The sequence below is a fragment of the Curtobacterium pusillum genome (genome assembly GCF_007673235.1).
Taxonomy (GTDB): Bacteria; Actinomycetota; Actinomycetes; order Actinomycetales; family Microbacteriaceae; genus Curtobacterium; species Curtobacterium pusillum_C.
Genome location: NZ_VDZH01000002.1, coordinates 465,464 through 482,842, shown reverse-complemented (window position 1 = coordinate 482,842; position 17,379 = coordinate 465,464). Strand labels below are relative to the sequence as shown.

At 71.9% G+C, this 17,379-nt stretch carries 16 protein-coding genes; 9 read left to right on the top strand and 7 right to left on the bottom strand.

The features are described 5' to 3' along the window. Positions 1 to 3: 3 nt before the first annotated feature. From nadC to FS532_RS07005, 4 genes are read right to left on the bottom strand one after another with little or no spacing between them, the layout of a single operon-like run. On the bottom strand, positions 4 to 882 hold the full coding sequence (gene nadC, locus FS532_RS07020; RefSeq protein ID WP_144751863.1) for a carboxylating nicotinate-nucleotide diphosphorylase: 879 nt from the start codon (positions 880 to 882) through the stop codon (positions 4 to 6). Further along, positions 879 to 2,498: an L-aspartate oxidase gene (gene nadB / locus FS532_RS07015; RefSeq protein WP_144751860.1), complete on the bottom strand. Its 1,620-nt coding sequence runs from the start codon at positions 2,496 to 2,498 to the stop codon at positions 879 to 881. The genes nadC and nadB overlap by 4 nt, the downstream gene beginning before the upstream one ends. Before the next feature lie 10 nt (positions 2,499 to 2,508). Next, on the bottom strand, positions 2,509 to 3,780 hold the full coding sequence (gene nadA / locus FS532_RS07010; protein ID WP_144751857.1) for a quinolinate synthase NadA: 1,272 nt from the start codon (positions 3,778 to 3,780) through the stop codon (positions 2,509 to 2,511). 10 nt (positions 3,781 to 3,790) lie between these two features. Next, on the bottom strand, positions 3,791 to 4,507 hold the full coding sequence (locus FS532_RS07005; RefSeq protein WP_144751854.1) for an NUDIX hydrolase: 717 nt from the start codon (positions 4,505 to 4,507) through the stop codon (positions 3,791 to 3,793). Between the two features lie 104 nt (positions 4,508 to 4,611). On the opposite strand from FS532_RS07005, the gene FS532_RS07000 reads away from it, so the two are divergent. The 3 genes from FS532_RS07000 (at position 4,612) to FS532_RS06990 (ending at position 7,890) form a co-directional block, all read left to right on the top strand. Further along, on the top strand, positions 4,612 to 4,893 hold the full coding sequence (locus FS532_RS07000) for an acylphosphatase (protein ID WP_186321943.1): 282 nt from the start codon (positions 4,612 to 4,614) through the stop codon (positions 4,891 to 4,893). A 146-nt stretch (positions 4,894 to 5,039) separates the two neighbouring features. After that, positions 5,040 to 6,518 carry an MDR family MFS transporter gene (locus FS532_RS06995; protein WP_144751851.1) on the top strand — a complete coding sequence of 493 codons (1,479 nt, stop codon included), beginning with the start codon at positions 5,040 to 5,042 and terminating at the stop codon, positions 6,516 to 6,518. Positions 6,519 to 6,642: 124 nt separating this feature from the next. After that, entirely contained in the window at positions 6,643 to 7,890 is a 1,248-nt protein-coding gene (locus FS532_RS06990; RefSeq protein WP_144751848.1) for an FAD-binding protein, read from the top strand. Between the two features lie 5 nt (positions 7,891 to 7,895). Here the strand turns inward: FS532_RS06990 and FS532_RS06985 are convergent, their stop codons facing one another. After that, on the bottom strand, positions 7,896 to 8,393 hold the full coding sequence (locus FS532_RS06985; protein WP_144751845.1) for a 2'-5' RNA ligase family protein: 498 nt from the start codon (positions 8,391 to 8,393) through the stop codon (positions 7,896 to 7,898). Between the two features lie 453 nt (positions 8,394 to 8,846). On the opposite strand from FS532_RS06985, the gene FS532_RS06980 reads away from it, so the two are divergent. The 3 genes from FS532_RS06980 (at position 8,847) to FS532_RS06970 (ending at position 11,508) form a co-directional block, all read left to right on the top strand. Further along, on the top strand, positions 8,847 to 9,800 hold the full coding sequence (locus tag FS532_RS06980) for a MetQ/NlpA family ABC transporter substrate-binding protein (RefSeq protein ID WP_144751842.1): 954 nt from the start codon (positions 8,847 to 8,849) through the stop codon (positions 9,798 to 9,800). After that, positions 9,800 to 10,840: a methionine ABC transporter ATP-binding protein gene (locus FS532_RS06975; RefSeq protein WP_144751839.1), complete on the top strand. Its 1,041-nt coding sequence runs from the start codon at positions 9,800 to 9,802 to the stop codon at positions 10,838 to 10,840. Before FS532_RS06980 ends, FS532_RS06975 begins: the two co-directional genes overlap by 1 nt. 68 nt (positions 10,841 to 10,908) lie before the next feature. Beyond that, positions 10,909 to 11,508 carry an ABC transporter permease subunit gene (locus tag FS532_RS06970; RefSeq protein ID WP_144752646.1) on the top strand — a complete coding sequence of 200 codons (600 nt, stop codon included), beginning with the start codon at positions 10,909 to 10,911 and terminating at the stop codon, positions 11,506 to 11,508. 316 nt (positions 11,509 to 11,824) lie between these two features. On the opposite strand, the gene FS532_RS06965 is transcribed toward FS532_RS06970, so the two are convergent. Together FS532_RS06965 and FS532_RS06960 are read right to left on the bottom strand one after the other, a co-directional pair. After that, the gene (locus tag FS532_RS06965; protein ID WP_144751836.1) at positions 11,825 to 12,601 is read right to left on the bottom strand and encodes an endonuclease/exonuclease/phosphatase family protein; all 777 of its coding nucleotides are present in this window, start codon (positions 12,599 to 12,601) and stop codon (positions 11,825 to 11,827) included. Between the two features lie 147 nt (positions 12,602 to 12,748). Beyond that, a complete protein-coding gene (locus FS532_RS06960; RefSeq protein WP_222121950.1) occupies positions 12,749 to 14,152 on the bottom strand; it encodes an MFS transporter in 1,404 nt (467 codons plus the stop codon). A 121-nt stretch (positions 14,153 to 14,273) separates the two neighbouring features. Between FS532_RS06960 and FS532_RS06955 the strand changes: the two genes are divergently transcribed. The 3 genes from FS532_RS06955 to FS532_RS06945 are packed head-to-tail and all read left to right on the top strand — an operon-like array spanning position 14,274 to position 17,334. Beyond that, complete coding sequence (locus FS532_RS06955; protein WP_186321942.1) at positions 14,274 to 15,497, top strand: alanine racemase; 1,224 nt, start codon at positions 14,274 to 14,276, stop codon at positions 15,495 to 15,497. Next, positions 15,497 to 16,348 carry an IclR family transcriptional regulator gene (locus FS532_RS06950; protein ID WP_144751830.1) on the top strand — a complete coding sequence of 284 codons (852 nt, stop codon included), beginning with the start codon at positions 15,497 to 15,499 and terminating at the stop codon, positions 16,346 to 16,348. The genes FS532_RS06955 and FS532_RS06950 overlap by 1 nt, the downstream gene beginning before the upstream one ends. Continuing rightward, positions 16,345 to 17,334: a sugar kinase gene (locus FS532_RS06945; RefSeq protein ID WP_144751826.1), complete on the top strand. Its 990-nt coding sequence runs from the start codon at positions 16,345 to 16,347 to the stop codon at positions 17,332 to 17,334. Before FS532_RS06950 ends, FS532_RS06945 begins: the two co-directional genes overlap by 4 nt. Positions 17,335 to 17,379 lie beyond the last annotated feature (45 nt).

Below are 17,379 nucleotides of genomic sequence, written 5' to 3'. Positions count from 1 at the left end.
CGGTCAGACCGCGACGTCGATGTCGAGCCCGAGGTCGAGCGCCCGGGCCGAGTGCGTGAGGGCCCCGACGGAGATGACGTCCACCCCGGTCGCGGCGATCGCGGCGACGGTGTCGAGCGAGACGCCCCCGGAGGCTTCGACGAGCGCACGGCCGGCGACGAGCGCGATGCCCTCGACGAGCATGTCCGGCGTGAAGTTGTCGAGCATGATCGTGTCGACGCCGGCAGCGACGACTGGTTCGATCTGGTCGAGACGGTCCACCTCGACCTCCAGGTGGACGGTGTGCCCGAGGCGCTTCCGGGCCGCGCCGATGGCGTCGCCGATGGCCGTCCCGCCCGCCAGCAGCAGCGCGAGGTGGTTGTCCTTGGCGAGCACGGCGTCCGACAGCGAGGTCCGGTGGTTGTGGCCGCCGCCGCAGCGCACCGCGTACCGCTCGATCGCTCGGAGCCCCGGGGTCGTCTTCCGGGTGTCGACGATCCGCGCACGGGTGCCCGCGACCGCTGCGACGTAGCTGGCCGTCGCGGTCGCGATGCCGGACATCCGCTGCACGAGGTTCAGCGCGACCCGCTCGGCACGCAGGACCGAGCGGGCGTTGCCCGTCACGGTCGCGAGCAGGGTCCCAGCCGTGAAGGACGCCCCGTCGGGGACGTGCAGGACGACCTCGATCGACGGGTCGACCGTGTGCACCACGTCGACGAACACGCCGCCGCCGCTCAGTACGCCGGGTTCCCGCGCTGCGAGCGTCGCGGTCGCGGTCGCGTCGGCCGGGATCAGGGTCTCGCTCGTGACGTCACCCCAGGGCGCGTCCTCCTCCAGAGCGGTGTCGATCACCCGGCGCAGGGCGTGCGGCGGGATGGTCCCCGGATCGATCGGTGCGGTCATGCGGGTACCTCCTGCGGGACGGCTGCGTGCTGGGCGACCCACGCGTACGACGCGGGTGCGGTCGGGTCGGTGTCGGGGTGGTCGGTGCGGGCGTGGGCACCGCGGGACTCGATACGGGTCTCGGCGGCGAGCGCGACGATCCGTGCGAGGTCGAGCAGTGCACGGTCCTCGTGGTCGCGCACCCCGGTGGGGTCCGCGACGCGCAGGGCGTCGAGTTCGCGGCGTGCGGTCGCGAGTCCGGTCGCGTCGCGGAGCAGGCCCACGCGGTCCGTCATGACGGACTGGACCGCCTGGCGGACGTCGGTGACGTCGGTGCGGCGATCCGCGCCTCCAGGCAGGGTCGGACGGCAGGCGCGGATCACGTCGGCCGCACCGCTGACGGTGGTGACGTGGAGACCTGCGTCACCCCGCAGGCGCAGCCGGCCGGGGCGCGTCACGTCGAGCGCGTCCGCTGCACGGACGGCGAAGACGAGACCCTCGAGGAGCGAGTTCGAGGCGAGCCGGTTCGCACCGTGCACGCCGGTGCAGGCGACCTCGCCGACGGCGAGCAGTCCGGGGAGGCTGGTGCGCCCCTCGGCATCGGTGGCGATCCCGCCCATCGAGTAGTGCGCGGCGGGCGAGACGGGGACGCCCTCGCGGGTCCAGTCGAAGCCGGCTGCCCGGGTTGCGCGGGTGAGTCCGGGGAAGCGTCGGACCAGGAACCCGGCGTCGAGCGCGGTCGCGTCCAGCAGCACCGGCGCGCCGCCCTGGTCGCGCACCGCGGCGGCGATCCCGCGGGCCACCACGTCCCGCGGGGCGAGCTCGGCGTCCGGGTGCACGTCGGTCATGAAGCGCCGGCCGCGAGCGTCGCGGAGCACGGCGCCCTCGCCACGGACGGCCTCTGACACGAGTCCACCGCCCGGCACCGCGAGGCGGGTCGGGTGGAACTGCACGAACTCCAGATCGGCGAGGACCGCTCCGGCCCGCCACGCGGCAGCCACGCCGTCCCCCGTCGCGACGAGTGGGTTCGTCGTCTCGCGGTACAGGTGCCCCGCACCCCCGGAGGCGAGCAGGACCGCGTCGGCGTCGAGTCGCCGCGGTTCGCCGAGCAGGTCGAGCACGTCGACCCCGACCACGGCGCCGTCACGGACGACGAGGTCGGTGAGGCAGGTGCGCTCGAGGATCGTGACGTGGCGGCGGTGCAGGGCGTCGATGAGGGTGCGCTCGATCGCTGCCCCGGTGGCGTCGCCGTCCGCGTGCACGACCCGCCACCGGCCGTGCGCTGCCTCGCGCCCGCGGGCGAGGTCGTCGCCGTAGCGGTCGAGGCTCGACGGATCTGCCGTGCGGTCGAACGGGACACCGAGGGACAGCAAGTCGCGGACGCGTGCCGGGCCGTCCGTGCAGAGCACCTCGACCGCGCGGGCGTCCGCGCTGCCGGCGGCCGCGACGTGCGTGTCGGCCTGGTGGAGCGACGACGAGTCGTCGGCGCCGAGCGCGACCGCGACGCCGCCCTGGGCGTACGCGGTCGCGCTGTCGGCGAGGGCGCCCTTCGTCACCAGGGTGACGTCGTGGCGGGCGCTCGCGCGGATCGCTGCGGTCAGCCCGGCGATGCCGGAGCCGACGATGACGACGTGCACGGCCTCCGCCTCAGTCTCGCGGCTTCGCGGCGAGCATGCGCTCGAGGGCGACCTTGGCGTCGGCCTGGACGCCGGCGGGGACGACGATCTCGTTGAGGACCTCGCCGTCGACGAGCGCCTCGAGCACCCACGCCAGGTACCCCGGGTGGATCCGGTACATCGTCGAGCAGGGGCACACCACGGGGTCGAGGCAGAAGATCGTGTGCTGCGGGTACTCGGCCGCGAGCCGGTTCACCATGTTGATCTCGGTGCCGATCGCGAACGTCGTCGGTTCGGTCGCCGCCGCCACCGTCTTCCGGATGAGGTCCGTGCTGCCGGCCGCGTCCGCCGCGTCGACCACGGCCATCGGGCACTCGGGGTGGACGATCACCTGGACGCCCGGGTGGTCGCGACGGGCCTGCTCGATCTGGTCGACCGTGAAGCGGCGGTGCACCGAGCAGAAGCCGTGCCAGAGGACGACCTTCGCGTCCTGCAGGGTCTGCGCGTTGTTGCCGCCCAGGGCCTTCCTCGGGTTCCACATCGGCATCAGGTCCGTGCTGATCCCCATGGCCTTGGCGGTGTTCCGGCCGAGGTGCTGGTCCGGGAAGAAGAGGACGCGCTGGCCGCGCTCGAACGCCCATTCGAGGACGGTCGCCGCGTTCGACGACGTGCACACGATGCCGCCGTTCCGCCCGCAGAACGCCTTGAGGTCGGCCGCGGAGTTCATGTAGGTGACGGGGATGATCGGGACCCGGCCGTCCTCGTCCGGCTCGGCGCCGTAGACCGCGGTCAGCTCGGCCCAGGCGGCCTCGACGCTGTCGATGTCGGCCATGTCCGCCATCGAGCACCCGGCGGCGAGGTTCGGCAGGATGACGCGCTGGTCGTCGCGGGCGAGGATGTCGGCCGTCTCCGCCATGAAGTGCACGCCGCAGAACACGATCGCCTCGGCGTCGGGCTTCGTCAGGGCCGCGTTGGCGAGCTGGAAGGAGTCACCGAGGAAGTCCGCGTGCCGCACGACCTCGTCCCGCTGGTAGAAGTGCCCGAGCACCACGACCCGGTCCCCCAGGGTCGCCTTCGCCCGCTCGATCCGCTCGTGGAGTTCGTCCACCGGCGCGTTCTTGTACTCGTCCGGGATCACGCCCTGTCGCGGAGCGGACGTCGGGATGACGTCGGACATCGACGAGCCGGGGCCGTACCCGGGCCGGGAGTCGAAGTCCCACGTCGGCATGGCGAGGTCGGGCGTGCAGGTGCTGCCGGCGGCCTGGCCGTTGGAGATGAGTTCGATGGTCGTTGCGATGGACACTGCGGTGTTCCTATCGGTTCTGCGGTCGTGTGCCCTGCTGCAGCGGGCCGTTGTCCGCGTAGGCCAGGTCGGGGTTCGAGCGGTACAGCCGGGCCGGACGGTGCCGGTCCCCGCTCGTGGTCTCGTCGGTCGGCAGGATCGCGTCGGTCTTCTCGACCTGCCGCCGGAAGTTCGCCGGGTCGAGCGCACGCCCGAGCACGGCCTCGTACACCCCGCGGAGCTCGGCGAGGGTGAACCGGTCCCCCAGGAACGCCTGGGCGATCCGGGAGTACGACATCTTGTTGCGCAGTCGCCAGAGGGCGTACTCGACGATGCGGTCGTGGTCGAACGCGAGCGGCGGGTGCTCATCCGCCAGGAACCAACGCACGTTCCAGTCGTCGGGGACCGAGCTCGCCTCGTCCGGGTGCACCAGGGCCCAGTACACGATCGAGACGACCCGGCTCGGGGAGCGGTCGACGTCACCGAAGGCGTAGAGCTGCTCGAGGTAGCGCGGCTGCACGTTCGTCGTCTCGCGGAGGCGTGCGGCGGCGGAGTCCTCGAGCCCCTCGTCCGGCTGCACCCACCCACCCGGGAGCGCCCAGGAACCCTCGAACGGTTCGGCGACCCGGCGGACGAGCGGCATCCAGAGCGCCGGCGCACCGGTGTCGGGGTGCGGGCGCAGCGCGACGATCACGGTCGAGACCGCGACGCGGATGCGGAGATCGGTGGGTTCGTCTGTTTGTGTCATGTTGACTCGAAGTGTTCGGGTTGCAATGACACTATCACCGGGTTTCACGAGACGGAAACAGCGACGAAAACTCCTGGTCCGGCCGCGCGCCTACATTGAGCCGCATGACAACGGTGACGAGGATGCACGCCGTCGTGTCGGGGACGGTCCAGGGGGTCGGTTTCCGGTACTGGACCGCGCGGAAGGCCGACGGACTGGAGCTCGCCGGGTACGCGCGGAACCTGTTCGACGGGACGGTCGAGGTCGAGGCGGAGGGGCCTGCTCCGGCGGTCGACGCGCTGATGACCTTCATCCGGACCGGCCCGCCCTCGGCGACCGTGACGGACGTGGCGTGCCGGACGGTCGTGCCGCACGGAGACGTCGAGGGGTTCGCGATCCTGCACTGAGGTCGTCGGGTGGGTGTCCCGGTGCGGATGTCGGAGCGAAGCGGAATAATCGAATCCACTCAGGCGGTTGCCCTGTCTGCGCGTTCTGCGCACCCCGCGTTCTGCGCCCCCTCGTTCCACCAGTCGTGATCCACCAGGAGCCCCGCATGTCCCAGGCCGTCGATTCCGCACCCCGCACCGGGAGCGTCGCACAGCCCTCCCCCGGCGAGACCCGACTCGTGATCGGGCTGCTCCTCGTCTCGGCGTTCGTGGTCATCCTCAACGAGACGATCATGGGCGTCGCCCTGCCCCGGCTGATGGACGACCTCGACATCAGCGCCGCGACCGGCCAGTGGCTGACGACCGGGTTCCTCCTCACCATGGCGGTCGTGATCCCGATCACCGGGTTCCTGCTGCAGCGGTTCAACACCCGGCCGGTGTTCGTGTGGGCGATGAGCCTGTTCTCCGCCGGCACGCTCATCGCACTGCTCGCGCCCGGGTTCACGATGCTGCTGCTCGGCCGGATCGTGCAGGCGAGCGGGACGGCGATCATGATGCCGCTGCTCATGACGACGGTGCTCACGCTCGTCGAGCCAGCCCACCGCGGCCGCGTGATGGGAAACATCTCGATCGTCATCTCCGTCGCCCCGGCGATCGGTCCGACGATCTCGGGCCTCATCCTCAACGCGTTCTCGTGGCGCTGGCTGTTCGGGTTCGTCCTGCCGATCGCCCTCGCCGCGCTGGTCCTCGGCATGGTGAAGGTCGCGAACGTCTCGACGCCGCGCAAGGCACCGCTCGACGTGCTCTCGGTGATCCTGTCGGCCTTCGCGTTCGGCGGGATCGTCTACGGACTCTCGAGCATCGGCGAGATCGCGACCACCGGCCCCGTCGTGCCGGTCACCGCCCTGGTCGTCGGCGTCGTCGCCCTCGCGGTGTTCGTCCTCCGCCAGACCCGGCTGCAGCGCAGCGACAGCGCCCTGCTCGACCTGCGCACCTTCCAGACGAAGGGCTTCACGATCCCGATCGTCGCGATGGCGCTGAGCTTCATGGCGATGTTCGGCACGCTCATCCTGCTGCCGATCTACCTCGAGCGGGTGCTGGGGCTCGAGGTCCTGCAGGTCGGGCTGCTCCTGCTCCCCGGCGGGCTGCTCATGGGGCTGCTCTCCCCCGTCGTCGGCCGGATCTACGACCGTCGTGGCCCGCGCGTGCTCCTCATCCCCGGCTCGATCATCGTCAGTGCCGTGCTCTGGGCACTGTCCACGGTCGGCGTCGACACGAGCGTGTGGTTCGTCCTCGGCGCCCACGTGGTCCTGAGCATCGGGCTCGCCCTGACGTTCACGCCGCTCTTCACGGCGGCGCTCGGCGGGCTGCCCCCGAAGCTCTACTCGCACGGCAGCGCCGTCCTCGGCACGGCGCAGCAGCTCGCCGGAGCCGCCGGCACCGCGCTGTTCGTCACGCTCCTCACCATCGGCGCGTCGACGGCGGTGGCCGGCAGCGGGGCGGACGGGCTGGCCGCTGCGACCGCCTCGGGCGTGAAGACGGCGTTCCTGGTCGGCGCGATCATCTCGCTGTTCGGCATCGCGACCTCCGCGATGGTCCGGCGTCCGGCGACGCCCGAGGGCGCGCCGGCACCCTCGATGCACTGACCCACGGACGTCGGGTCGCGCGCGCTCCGGTTCGCGCCCCCTTCCGAACATCGCGCCCCGTTCCTCCGGGGCGCGATGTCCGTCCGGGGGCGCGAACCGAGCCGCTCGTGGCATCGTGGGCGCCATGCGGTCGACGACGAGCGAACTGAACTGGTCCGGCACGGTCACCTACACGGCCGAGCGGGTCCTCCGCCCGACGTCCGTCGACGAAGCAGCCGAGATCGTCGCCCGGTCGCCTCGGGTGCACGGACTCGGGACGCGGCACTCGTTCAACGACTCCGCCGACTCCCCCGGGGTCCTGCTCGACCTGACCGGGATCCCGACCGACCTCGAGGTCGACAGGGTCCACCACACCGTGACGATGGGAGCGGGCACCCGGTACGGCGCCGTCGCTCCGGAGATCGACCGCGCCGGGTTCGGCCTGCACAACATGGGCTCGCTGCCGCACATCTCGCTCGGCGGCGCGATCGCGACCGGGACCCACGGCTCCGGGAGCGCGCTCGGGTCGCTCAGCACCGCGGTGCGCTCCTTCGAGGTGCTCGGGCCGGACGGAGCCGCGCGGACGATCGACCGCGACGACCCGTCGTTCCCGGGGTCGGTACTGCACCTCGGGTTGCTCGGCATCGTCACCCGCGTCACCCTCGACGTCGAGCCGACCTACGGTATGCGGCAGGACTCGTACGGCCCGGTCCCGTGGGACGTCTTCACCGCGAACGTCGCCACGATCCACGCCGCCGCCACCTCGGTCTGCTCGTACACCGTCTTCGGTGACGAGATCAGCGAGGTCCTGCTGAAGTCGCGCGTCCCCGACGGCGCCGAGGACGTGGCCGTGCCCGAGGAACTCTTCGGCGCTCCGAAGCTGCCCGGTTCCCCCGGCGACGGACACCACACCGCCCGGGACGGCTCGGTCGGACCGTGGTGGGACCGCCTGCCGCACTTCCCGATCGAGTCGGTCCCGAGCCACGGGTCCGAGGTGCAGAGCGAGCACTTCGTCCCGATCCGGCACGCGGCAGCCGCACTCGACGCCGTCCGGACCATGGCCGATCGCATCCAGCCGCACCTGCACGTGTGCGAGCTCCGGACGATGGCGGCGGACCCGTTCTGGCTCAGCCCGACGCAGGGCGAGGACGTCCTCTGCATCGCCTTCACGTGGAAGAAGCACCCGGCCGAGGTCGCGGCGCTGCTGCCGGACCTCGAGCAGCGGCTCGCCCCGTTCGACGGGCGACCGCACTGGGGGAAGATGAGCTCCGTGGGACGCGACGCGATCGACGGGCTGTACCCGCGCCTCCAGGCCTTCCGCGACCTCGTCGCCGCAGCCGACCCCGACCGGACGTTCGCGTCCGCGTTCGGCGAGCGCGTGCTCGGGGTCTGACCGACTCAGCCGATCGGCGTCACCGTCCGCGTCTCCCCATCCCAGTGCCGGACCCCGGCGACCTGCAGGGTCGACGGCAACGGGGCGTCGCGGAGCGCTTCGACCGCGCGGGGCAGGTCGGCGTCGCGCACCCGGCGGGCGAAGGAGACGTGCGGCGACCAGCGACCGGGCAGCGTGGTGTCGAGGGCGTCCGGCGTGGTCCGGTGCAGCGCGGCGTGGAACGCGGCGAGCACCGGGTCCAGCACGACCGACCGGACGAGGACCGACCTGCCCGGGCCGGCGGGGAAGAGCAGCACGCCGCCGAGCAGCAACGAGTCCGGCACCGGTGCGTCGAACGTCGTGGGCACGGGCAGCGTCGCCCCCGCCGCGAGCGTCACGTGCGGAGCGTTCGACGGCGACGGGTGCCGACCGAGGCTCGGGAGCCCGGCATCGACGAGCGCGGCCCACACCGCCCGCACCGCAGCGTCGGACGAGGGTTCGAGGACGAGTTCGATGCTCCGCACGCCTCCAGTGAACCGCCCGACTGCCCTGCGTGCTGCGCCGAGCGGCGCATCGTGACCGCTCGACGGCCGGCGGGCGGACGTGTTCCGGGCAGTTCCCACCACCGGACTGGAGGCGCGGGTCGGCCCCGCCCCGCGCCTCCAGTCCGTCACCCGGTCGCCGCCGCCTGACGCCCGCCGCCCGCCGCCGAACGGGCGATGTACGTCGCGCTCGCGCCGCCCGCGCGGCGTGTGCCGCCCTCTCGGCGAGACCCGCGCGGCGTGTTCCGCCCGCTCGCGGACGGAACGGACCGGCGGGACAGCGGGGCGGCCCGTGTGACACGGATGTAACACGGCGGAACGGAACTCGCACGGCGCCGGGCGGCCCGTCACACTCGACTGCACGCCGCGGACCACCGCGGTCACGGCCGCGGCCACCGCGGCACCCCCACAGCACTGCCCACGAGGAGCACCAGCATGTCCGCAGCACCCGCACTGCCCGAGAAGCCGAAGGGCAAGCGCCCGATCGGCTGGATCATCGCCGCCGCGGCGGTCGTCGTCGCGATCGTCGTCGCCCTCATCGTCGGAGCCGTCCGTTCGGGCAGCAACGACGACGGAGCCGGCGCGTCCGGTGACGCGCCGAAGACCGTCACGATCGGCGTCGCGGACAAGTCGCTCTCGTACTGGAGCACCTACACGAAGCTCGCGAAGTCGAAGCTCAACGTCACGGTGAAGCTCACGAACTTCGCGGACTACTCGCTGCCGAACCCGGCACTCAAGGACGAGCAGCTGGACCTCAACCAGTTCCAGCACATCCAGTACCTCGCGGACTACAACGTCACCTCGAACGACGACCTGCAGCCGATCGGCTCGACCGCCGTCTACCCGCTGCCGCTCTACGCGACGAAGTACGACAAGGCGTCGGCGATCCCCGAGGACTCGAAGATCGCGATCCCGAACGACTCGATCAACCAGGCGCGAGCGCTCCTCGTGCTGCAGGGCGCGAAGCTCATCACGCTGAAGGACGGCGGCTCGGCCTTCTCGACCACCTCGGACATCGAGACGAAGAAGGTAGACGTCGAACCGCTCGAGGCCTCGCAGACCGCGAACGCCCTGCAGCAGGGTTCCGTCGCCGGCGCCGTCGTGAACAACAACTTCGCCACGGCCGCCGGTCTCCCGACGAGCGACATCGTGTACCAGGACGACCCATCCAGCGCGAACGCCGCCCCGTACGTGAACGTCTTCGCCGCCCGCGACGCGGACAAGGACAACAAGACGTACCTCGCCCTCGCGAAGCTCTTCCAGGACGACGCCGTGCAGAAGGTCTTCCTCAAGGACAACCCCGACGCGGTCGTCCGCGACGAGAGCGCCTCCTCGCTGCAGGACGAGCTCGCCAAGGTCGAGAAGGACGCGAAGGCGGCCAAGCAGTAGTGACAGTCCTCGTCGAACTCCGCGGCGTCTCGAAGCACTACCGCCGCGCCGACACCGGCGAGACCGTGGTGGCCGTCGAGGACGTCTCCCTGGACGTGCACCAGGGAGAGGTCCTCGGCGTCATCGGGTACTCCGGTGCCGGCAAGTCCACCCTGGTCCGCCTCGTGAACGCCCTGGAGCTGCCGAGCTCCGGGAGCGTCACCGTGGCGGGCCAGGAGCTGACGGCGATCCCCGAGCGGGATCGCCGTCTGGCGCGTCGGCGTATCGGGATGATCTTCCAGCAGTTCAACCTGTTCCGCTCCCGCACCATCGCCGGCAACGTCGCGTACCCGCTCAAGGTCGCAGGTGTGGCGAAGGCCGAGCGAGAGCGACGCGTCGCCGAGCTGCTCGACTTCGTCGGCCTGCTCGACCGCGCGTACGCCTACCCGGAGCAGTTGTCCGGCGGTCAGAAGCAGCGCGTGGGCATCGCCCGCGCGCTCGCCTCGAACCCGGAGCTCCTGCTCGCCGACGAGGCCACGAGCGCCCTCGACCCGGAGACCACCTCGGAGGTCCTCGCGCTGCTGCGCCGGGTCAACCGAGAACTCGGCGTCACCATCATCGTCATCACGCACGAGATGGACGCCGTCCGGCAGATCGCCGACCGGGTCGCCGTCATGGAGCAGGGCCGCGTGGTCGAGGTCGGGGACGTGTACGACGTCTTCTCGACCCCGCAGACCGACGCCGCCCAGCGGTTCGTCCGCACCGCGCTGCACGACCGACCCTCCCCCGAGACGCTCACACGTCTGCGGGAGCGGCACCCCGGTCGGCTCGTCACGGTGCAGATCACCGACGAGGCCGGGCTCCAGAACCGCATCGACGCCGCGTTCCGCGCCGCCGGTGTCACCGCCGAGCTCGTCTACGGCGGGGTCGGGGAGATCCGGGAGCGGCGGATCGGCTCGCTGACGTACGAACTCAGCGCGGCCTCTCCGACCGGTGTCGACGATGCCATCGACGCCCTCCGCTCCGCGGGCGTCACGACCGACGAGGAGGCAGCAGCGTGAACAACAGCTTCCAGAGCGTGATCGACACGTTCGACGTCTTCCTCACCTCGATCCGCGACACCATCGTGATGTCGCTCATCTCGCTGGTGATCGCCGGGATCATCGGGCTCGCACTGGGCCTGCTCCTGTACGCGACCCGTCCGGGCAACCTGCTCGGCAGCCGCACCGGGTACACGATCCTCAACGTGGTCGTGAACCTGGTCCGCCCGATCCCGTTCGTGATCTTCCTCGCGGCGATCGCCCCGCTGTCCCGGGTCGTCGTGCAGACCACGATCGGCGTGCCGGCGGTGACGTTCGCGATCTCGCTCGCGGCGTCGTTCGCCGTGGCGCGGATCGTCGAGCAGAACCTCCTGGCGATCGACCCCGGCGTCGTCGAGGCGGCTCGGGCATCGGGCGCGCACCCGGTGTCGATCCTGCTCACCGTGCTCATCCCCGAGGGCCTCGGCCCGCTGATCCTCGGCTACACGTTCATCTACATCGGCATCGTCGACATGACGGCGCAGGGTGCGCTGATCGGTGGCGGTGGCCTCGGCGAGTACGCGATCACGTACGGATCGCAGCGCTACGACTGGTGGATCGTCTACGTGTCGGTGGCGGCGATCGTCGTCATCGTGCAACTCGGCCAGTTCATCGGCAACCGGTTGGCCCGCGCGACCCTGCGTCGCTGACGCGGGCCGCGCGCTGCGCGGTGGTCGAGGTCGCACGAAGTGCCGCCTCGGCCGCCGCGCAGCGGCACTTCGTGCGACCGGCGCGTCCACGACACGGCGCGTCCTGCGACCTCGGCACGTGCCCTGGACGCAACCGCCTGGAGGCCCGGTGCCGGTTCCTGGAACCGGTACCGGGCCTCCAGTGCGTGCGCTGGCGCGGGGCGCACCCATGGTGACGCGCGGTCGACGACGCGAGATCGCACGTCCTGCCGCGATCGCGCGGCGTGGACGGCGCTTCGTGCGACCTCGGCGAGGCGCCCTCGGACGGGCGGGCGCGTCAGGCGGCCGGGGACTCCACGGTCGCGACGGTGCCCGTCGCGCCGGGGTGCTCGTAGTGCGCGCGCACCAGGATCGGCCGGTGGTCGGAGATGCCCGCGGGCAGGGTCTCGACGCCGGCGATGTGCAGGCCGACGCTCGTCGCGAAGTCGAAGTGGCCGGTGAACTTGCGGTAGCGCAGGTACGTCGGCTGGTCGGAGAGCGACAGCGCGAAGCCGTGCTCCTCGATCTTGCGGCGCAGGTTCGTCTGGAACCAGGGGTAGTTGAAGTCGCCGACCATGACGGCGGGGGCCTCGGTCGAGAGGTCCCGGACGAACTGGTGCGCGGCCTCGATCTGCTTGCGGCGCAGGGAGTTCGTCGCGGTCAGGGGCGAGGCGTGGAAGGACGCGACGATGACCTCGGCGTCGGCTTCGGTGTCGCGCAGGTGCATCGCGATGAGCCGCTCGTGCGCGGGTGCGAGGACCCGGTCGTGCAGCGACTTCTGCAGGGAGTGGATCGTGAAGTCCTGGACCTCGAAGCGGTCGTCGCGCTTGTAGATCGCGAGCCCGAGCCGGTTGCCCTTGGTGGATGCGGCGAGCGAGAGCCCGGCGACGGACGGCGCCAGGTCGTTGCTGTCGCACTCCTGCACGCAGATCACGTCGGCCTGCGAGGCCTCGGCCAGGGCGGCGAGTTCGCCGTTCGCGGTGTGCTCGCGGAGGTTGTAGCTGACGACACGCAGCCCGGTCGGTTCCACGGCCGTGTCGGCTGCGATCGTCCCCTGCTGCTGTGTCGCGGCCATGCTGCCTTCCTGTTCCGGGTGTTTCCGGTCACCCTGCCGCGGGCAACCGTACTCGGCGATCGCAAACAGTTGCTGAGACTGTAGCGCGGCCCGGGTTTCGCGCGTGTGACCGTGTCGAAAACGGACGACGACGCCGGATCGCCCTCGTCAGGCGCGGACTCGGCGCGCTGGTCGGACCGTGTCTCCGGCCGTGCGGCTCATCAGGAGTCCCTCGACGCAGGCGACGACGAGCAGCACCGCGATCACCCAGAACGCCGCGTCGTACGGCCCGGACCCGCCGAGTCCGGCGGCGGCTCGGATGACCACGGCGGCGACCGCGACACCGAAGCCCGCGGCCGTCTGCTGGAGGGTCGACGACAGGGTGTTCGCCGGGGTCATGTCGGCCTGCTCGACGTCCGCGAAGGCGATGGTGTTGTACGCGGTGAAGCCGACGGACCGTGCGGCGCCGCTCACGACGAGCAGCACGGCGAGGAGCCAGAACGGGGTGTCCTCGGTCATGAACACCATCGCGACGACGCTCAGTGCGGCGATCGCACTCGACACGATGATGACCGGGCGGTACCCGAACCAGCGGAGGAACGGCGTCGTCATGGGCTTGATCCCGAGGTTGCCGACGAAGACCCAGAGCACGGCCGACCCGGCGAGCACGGCGCTCCAGCCCCAGGCGTCCTGGAACAGCAGCGGCAGGACGAACGGCACCGCGGAGACGGCCAGGCGGAAGAGGCTTCCGCCGGCGTGCGACACCCGGAAGGTCTCCAGCCGGAACGAGTCGAGCCCCATGATCGGGTGTGGTGCCCGGCGGAAGTGCCAGACCGCGAGCCAGCAGCACACCGCGCCGAGGATCCCGGACAGGATCACCGCGACGACCGGGATCGTGTCGAGCGCCAGCAGGGACGCCATCACGACGAGCGAACCGAGGCCGAAGCAGGCGAGCAGCGACCCGAACCAGTCGAACGGCACCCGCTCCGCCGCACGCTCCTGCGGGACGAGCACGAGCGCGGCGACGAACGCGATGACGCCGAGCGGGATGTTGATGAGGAAGATCCAGTGCCAGGACAGGGTGTCGACGAGCACCCCACCGATGAACGGCGCGATGATCGGTGCCGCGAGGGCCGGCCAGGTCAGGATCGCGATGGCCGTGACGAGCTGCTCCCGCCCGGCGCTCCTGAGCACCACGAGCCGCCCGACCGGGACCATGAGCGCGCCACCGAGCCCCTGCAGGATGCGCCACAGCGTCAGGTCGACGAGCCCCGTCGACAGCGCGCAGAGTGCCGAGGCGATCGTGAACAGCGCGATCGCCCCCGCGAAGACGGTGCGGGAGCCGATGCGGTCGGTCAGCCAACCGCTCACGGGGATGAACACCGCCAGCGTGACCAGGTACGCGGTGATCGCGACGCCGACCGCCGCGGAGTCGACCCCGAGGTCGCGTCCCATCGCCGGCGCCGCCGTGGCCAGGATCGTGCCGTCCAGGAGCTCCATGAAGAAGGTGCCCGCGACGAGCACGGCCACCGCCGTACTGCTCCGTCGTCGTGTCGTCATCGTCGTCGCCATGTCAGGCCAAATGCTATGCCCAACCGAGGTTTTGCACTGCAGAATGGCGGGGACGAGGACGTTGCCCCGCCCGACGCGACACCGGGAACGTAGGGGCACCGCACGACGCACAGGAGGTTCGATGACGACCACACCCGGCACGGTCACGACGAAGGGCGCCCCCGACCCGGCAGCCCCGGCGACCCGCCACGTCCTCGACCACGCGCACCTGCCCGTCATGACGCTGCGCGAGTCCGCGTTGGCGAACAACACCGCCGTCATGCAGGCCTACGTCGAGCGGCACGGGCTCCTGTTCGCGCCGCACATGAAGACGCACATGGCACCGGCACTGGCCGCTCGGCAGGTCGACGCCGGCGCCTGGGGCGTCACCGTCGCGTCGGTGCAGCAGGCGATGGTCGCCTGGGAGCACGGCGTGCACCGGATCCTCGTCGCGAACGAGGTCCTCGACCCCGCCGGACTCGCGTGGCTCGCATCCCGTCGCGCAGCCGACCCCGCCGCGGACGTCCTCTGCTACGTCGACTCCCCCGCGGGCGTCGAGGCGGCCCGTGCCGCGCAGGCCGAGGTCGCGGGCGACCTGCACGTCCTGGTCGAGGTCGGGTTCCCCGGTGGTCGCACCGGCGTCCGTACAGCTGAGGAAGCGCTCGACGTCGCCCGGGCCGCGCACGACGCCGGCCTCTCGCTGCGCGGCGTCTCCGGGTACGAGGGCGGTCTGCCGGGCGTCGACGCCGCCCGCGCGTACGTCGAGGGCGTGCTCGCCGTCGCCGCCGCGGTGCGCCCGCTCGTCGGCGCCCCGCGCGCGCTGTTGAGCATGGGCGGGAGCGCCTGGTTCGACGGGGTCGTCGACGCCGTCGCCTCGCGCCCCGACGACCTCGACGTGCTGCTCCGGTCCGGCGCGTACCTCACCCACGACGACGGCTTCTACGCCGAGCGGACGCCCTTCGGCCGCCATCCGGAGGAAGGTTCGCTCGTCCCCGCGATCGAGGTCTGGGGGCGCGTCACGTCGTGTCCCGAGCCCGGACTCGCGCTGGTCGCGGTCGGCAAGCGGGACATCTCGTTCGACGAGGGACTCCCCGTGGTGCGTTCCGTCCGGCACGTCCGGCACATCCGGCCTGGAGGCACGGGTGACGTCGTTCCGGTCACTCCGGCCCCCGGGGCGGTCACCGTCACCCGCCTCGACGACCAGCACTGCTACCTCGCGCTGGCGGACGGGGCGCCCGGGCTGACGCCCGGCGATGTCGTCGTGTTCGGCATCTCGCACCCGTGCACGGTCTTCGACAAGTGGCGGCAGGTGGTCGTCCTCGACGACGACGAGACCGTCCTCGACACGATCGCGACGTGGTTCTGATGCGCGCCACCACCCCGGTCGCATCCGTGACGGACGACGGCGACCCCGCAGCGGCCCGCAACGCCGCGCTGTCACTGCGCCGCGGTCTCCGACTCCTCGACTGCATCGCGGACCGCACCCGGAACGGCGAGCCCGCGGTGTCGCTCACCACGCTCGCGACGGAACTCGGCACTTCGAAGTCCACCGTGCTGCGGCTGACGGCCCCGATGGTCGAGAACGACCTGCTGCGCCGGACGCCCGACGCGGGCTTCACGCTCGGGCTCGGGGCGCTGCTGCTCGGGCAGAGCTACCTCGAGGGCATCGACCTCCGCTCGGCAGCCGCACCGTTCCTCCGCCGCACCGCGGAGAAGACGGGGCTGACCTGCCACCTGGTCGTCCCGGACGGCACGGACATCGTCTACGTCGACAAGGTCGAGATGCGCGGGACCGTCCGTATGGGCTCCCGGATCGGCAACCGCCTGCCGATGCGCAACACCGCGTCCGGCAAGGCGATGGTGGCGTTCGGTGAGCCGGAGCTGCTCGAACGGGTGCTCGCGGAGCCGGCGACCGCGATGACCGAGCACTCGATCGTCGACGACGACCGCTGGCGTGCGGAGGTCGACCGGACGCACGGCCGCGGGTACGGCATCGACGACCGCGAGAACGAGCCGGACATCCGGTGCGTCGCCGCCCCCGTGCTCGACCACGCGAACCAGGTGGTGGGCGCGATGAGCATCTCGGGTCTGGCGTCCCGGTTCCCCGCCGCGGCCGTCCGCGAACTCGGCGACGGCGTCGTCCGGACCGCGCTCGAGATCTCCGTGGCGCTCGGGTCGTCCTCCGCCCAGCTGGCCCTGTCGAAGGGCACCCGGTGACCGGGGAAGGCGTGAGCCGCGTCCTGACCTTCGGCGAGACGATGCTGCTCCTCACCGGCCGCGACACGGGTGCCGTCCCGGACCTCGAGCACATGCGCGTGGACACCGGCGGCGCCGAGAGCAACGTCGCGATCGGCCTCGTCCGCGCCGGCGTGCCGACGACGTGGGTCGGCCGGGTGGGCACCGACCCCGCCGGCGACCGCGTCACCCGCGACGTCCGGAGCGAGGGCGTCGACGTCGTCGCGGTGCCGGACCCCGACCGGTCGACGGGCATCATGATGAAGGAGCGGCTGGCCGACGGACGCACCCGGGTCACGTACCACCGCCGTGGTTCGGCGGGTTCGGCCCTGAGCTGGTCCGACCTTCCGGCGAGCATCGTCGAGCAGGCCGCGCTCCTGCACGTCACCGGCATCACGCTCGCGCTCTCCGACGAGGCCCGCGCGACCGTCGAGTCCGCGATCGACCGCGCCGACGCCGCCGGGGTCCCGGTGTCCTTCGACGTCAACCACCGGCCGAAGCTCATCGACGCCGACACCGCACGGGAGCGCTACCGGGACGTCGCCCGGCGGTCGTCGATCGTGTTCGCCGGCGACGACGAGGCCCGGCTCGTGCTCGGGCTCGCCGACGACGAGGGCGACGACGAGACCCTCGCACACGACCTCGCCGCGCTCGCCCGGGGCCGCGCCGTCGTCAAGCTCGGGTCGCGCGGCGCCGTGGCGTCCGTCGACGGGGAGTTCCTCCGTCGGCAGGCCACCCCGGTGCGGGTCGTCGACCCCGTCGGGGCCGGTGACGCCTTCGTCGCCGGCTGGCTCGCGGCGGCGCTCTCGGGTGCCACCACGGCCGAGGCCCTCGACCGGGCGGCCGACGCCGGCGCGCTCGCGTGCACCGTCGAGAGCGACTGGCGCCGACCGGACCCGGCCGCCCTGCACGACACCACCACCCCCTCGGACGTCGACCACGCCGTCCACGACCGCGTCGACCGCTGACCGGTCGCCCGCTGACCTGTCGCACGCTGACCACGAGGAACGAGC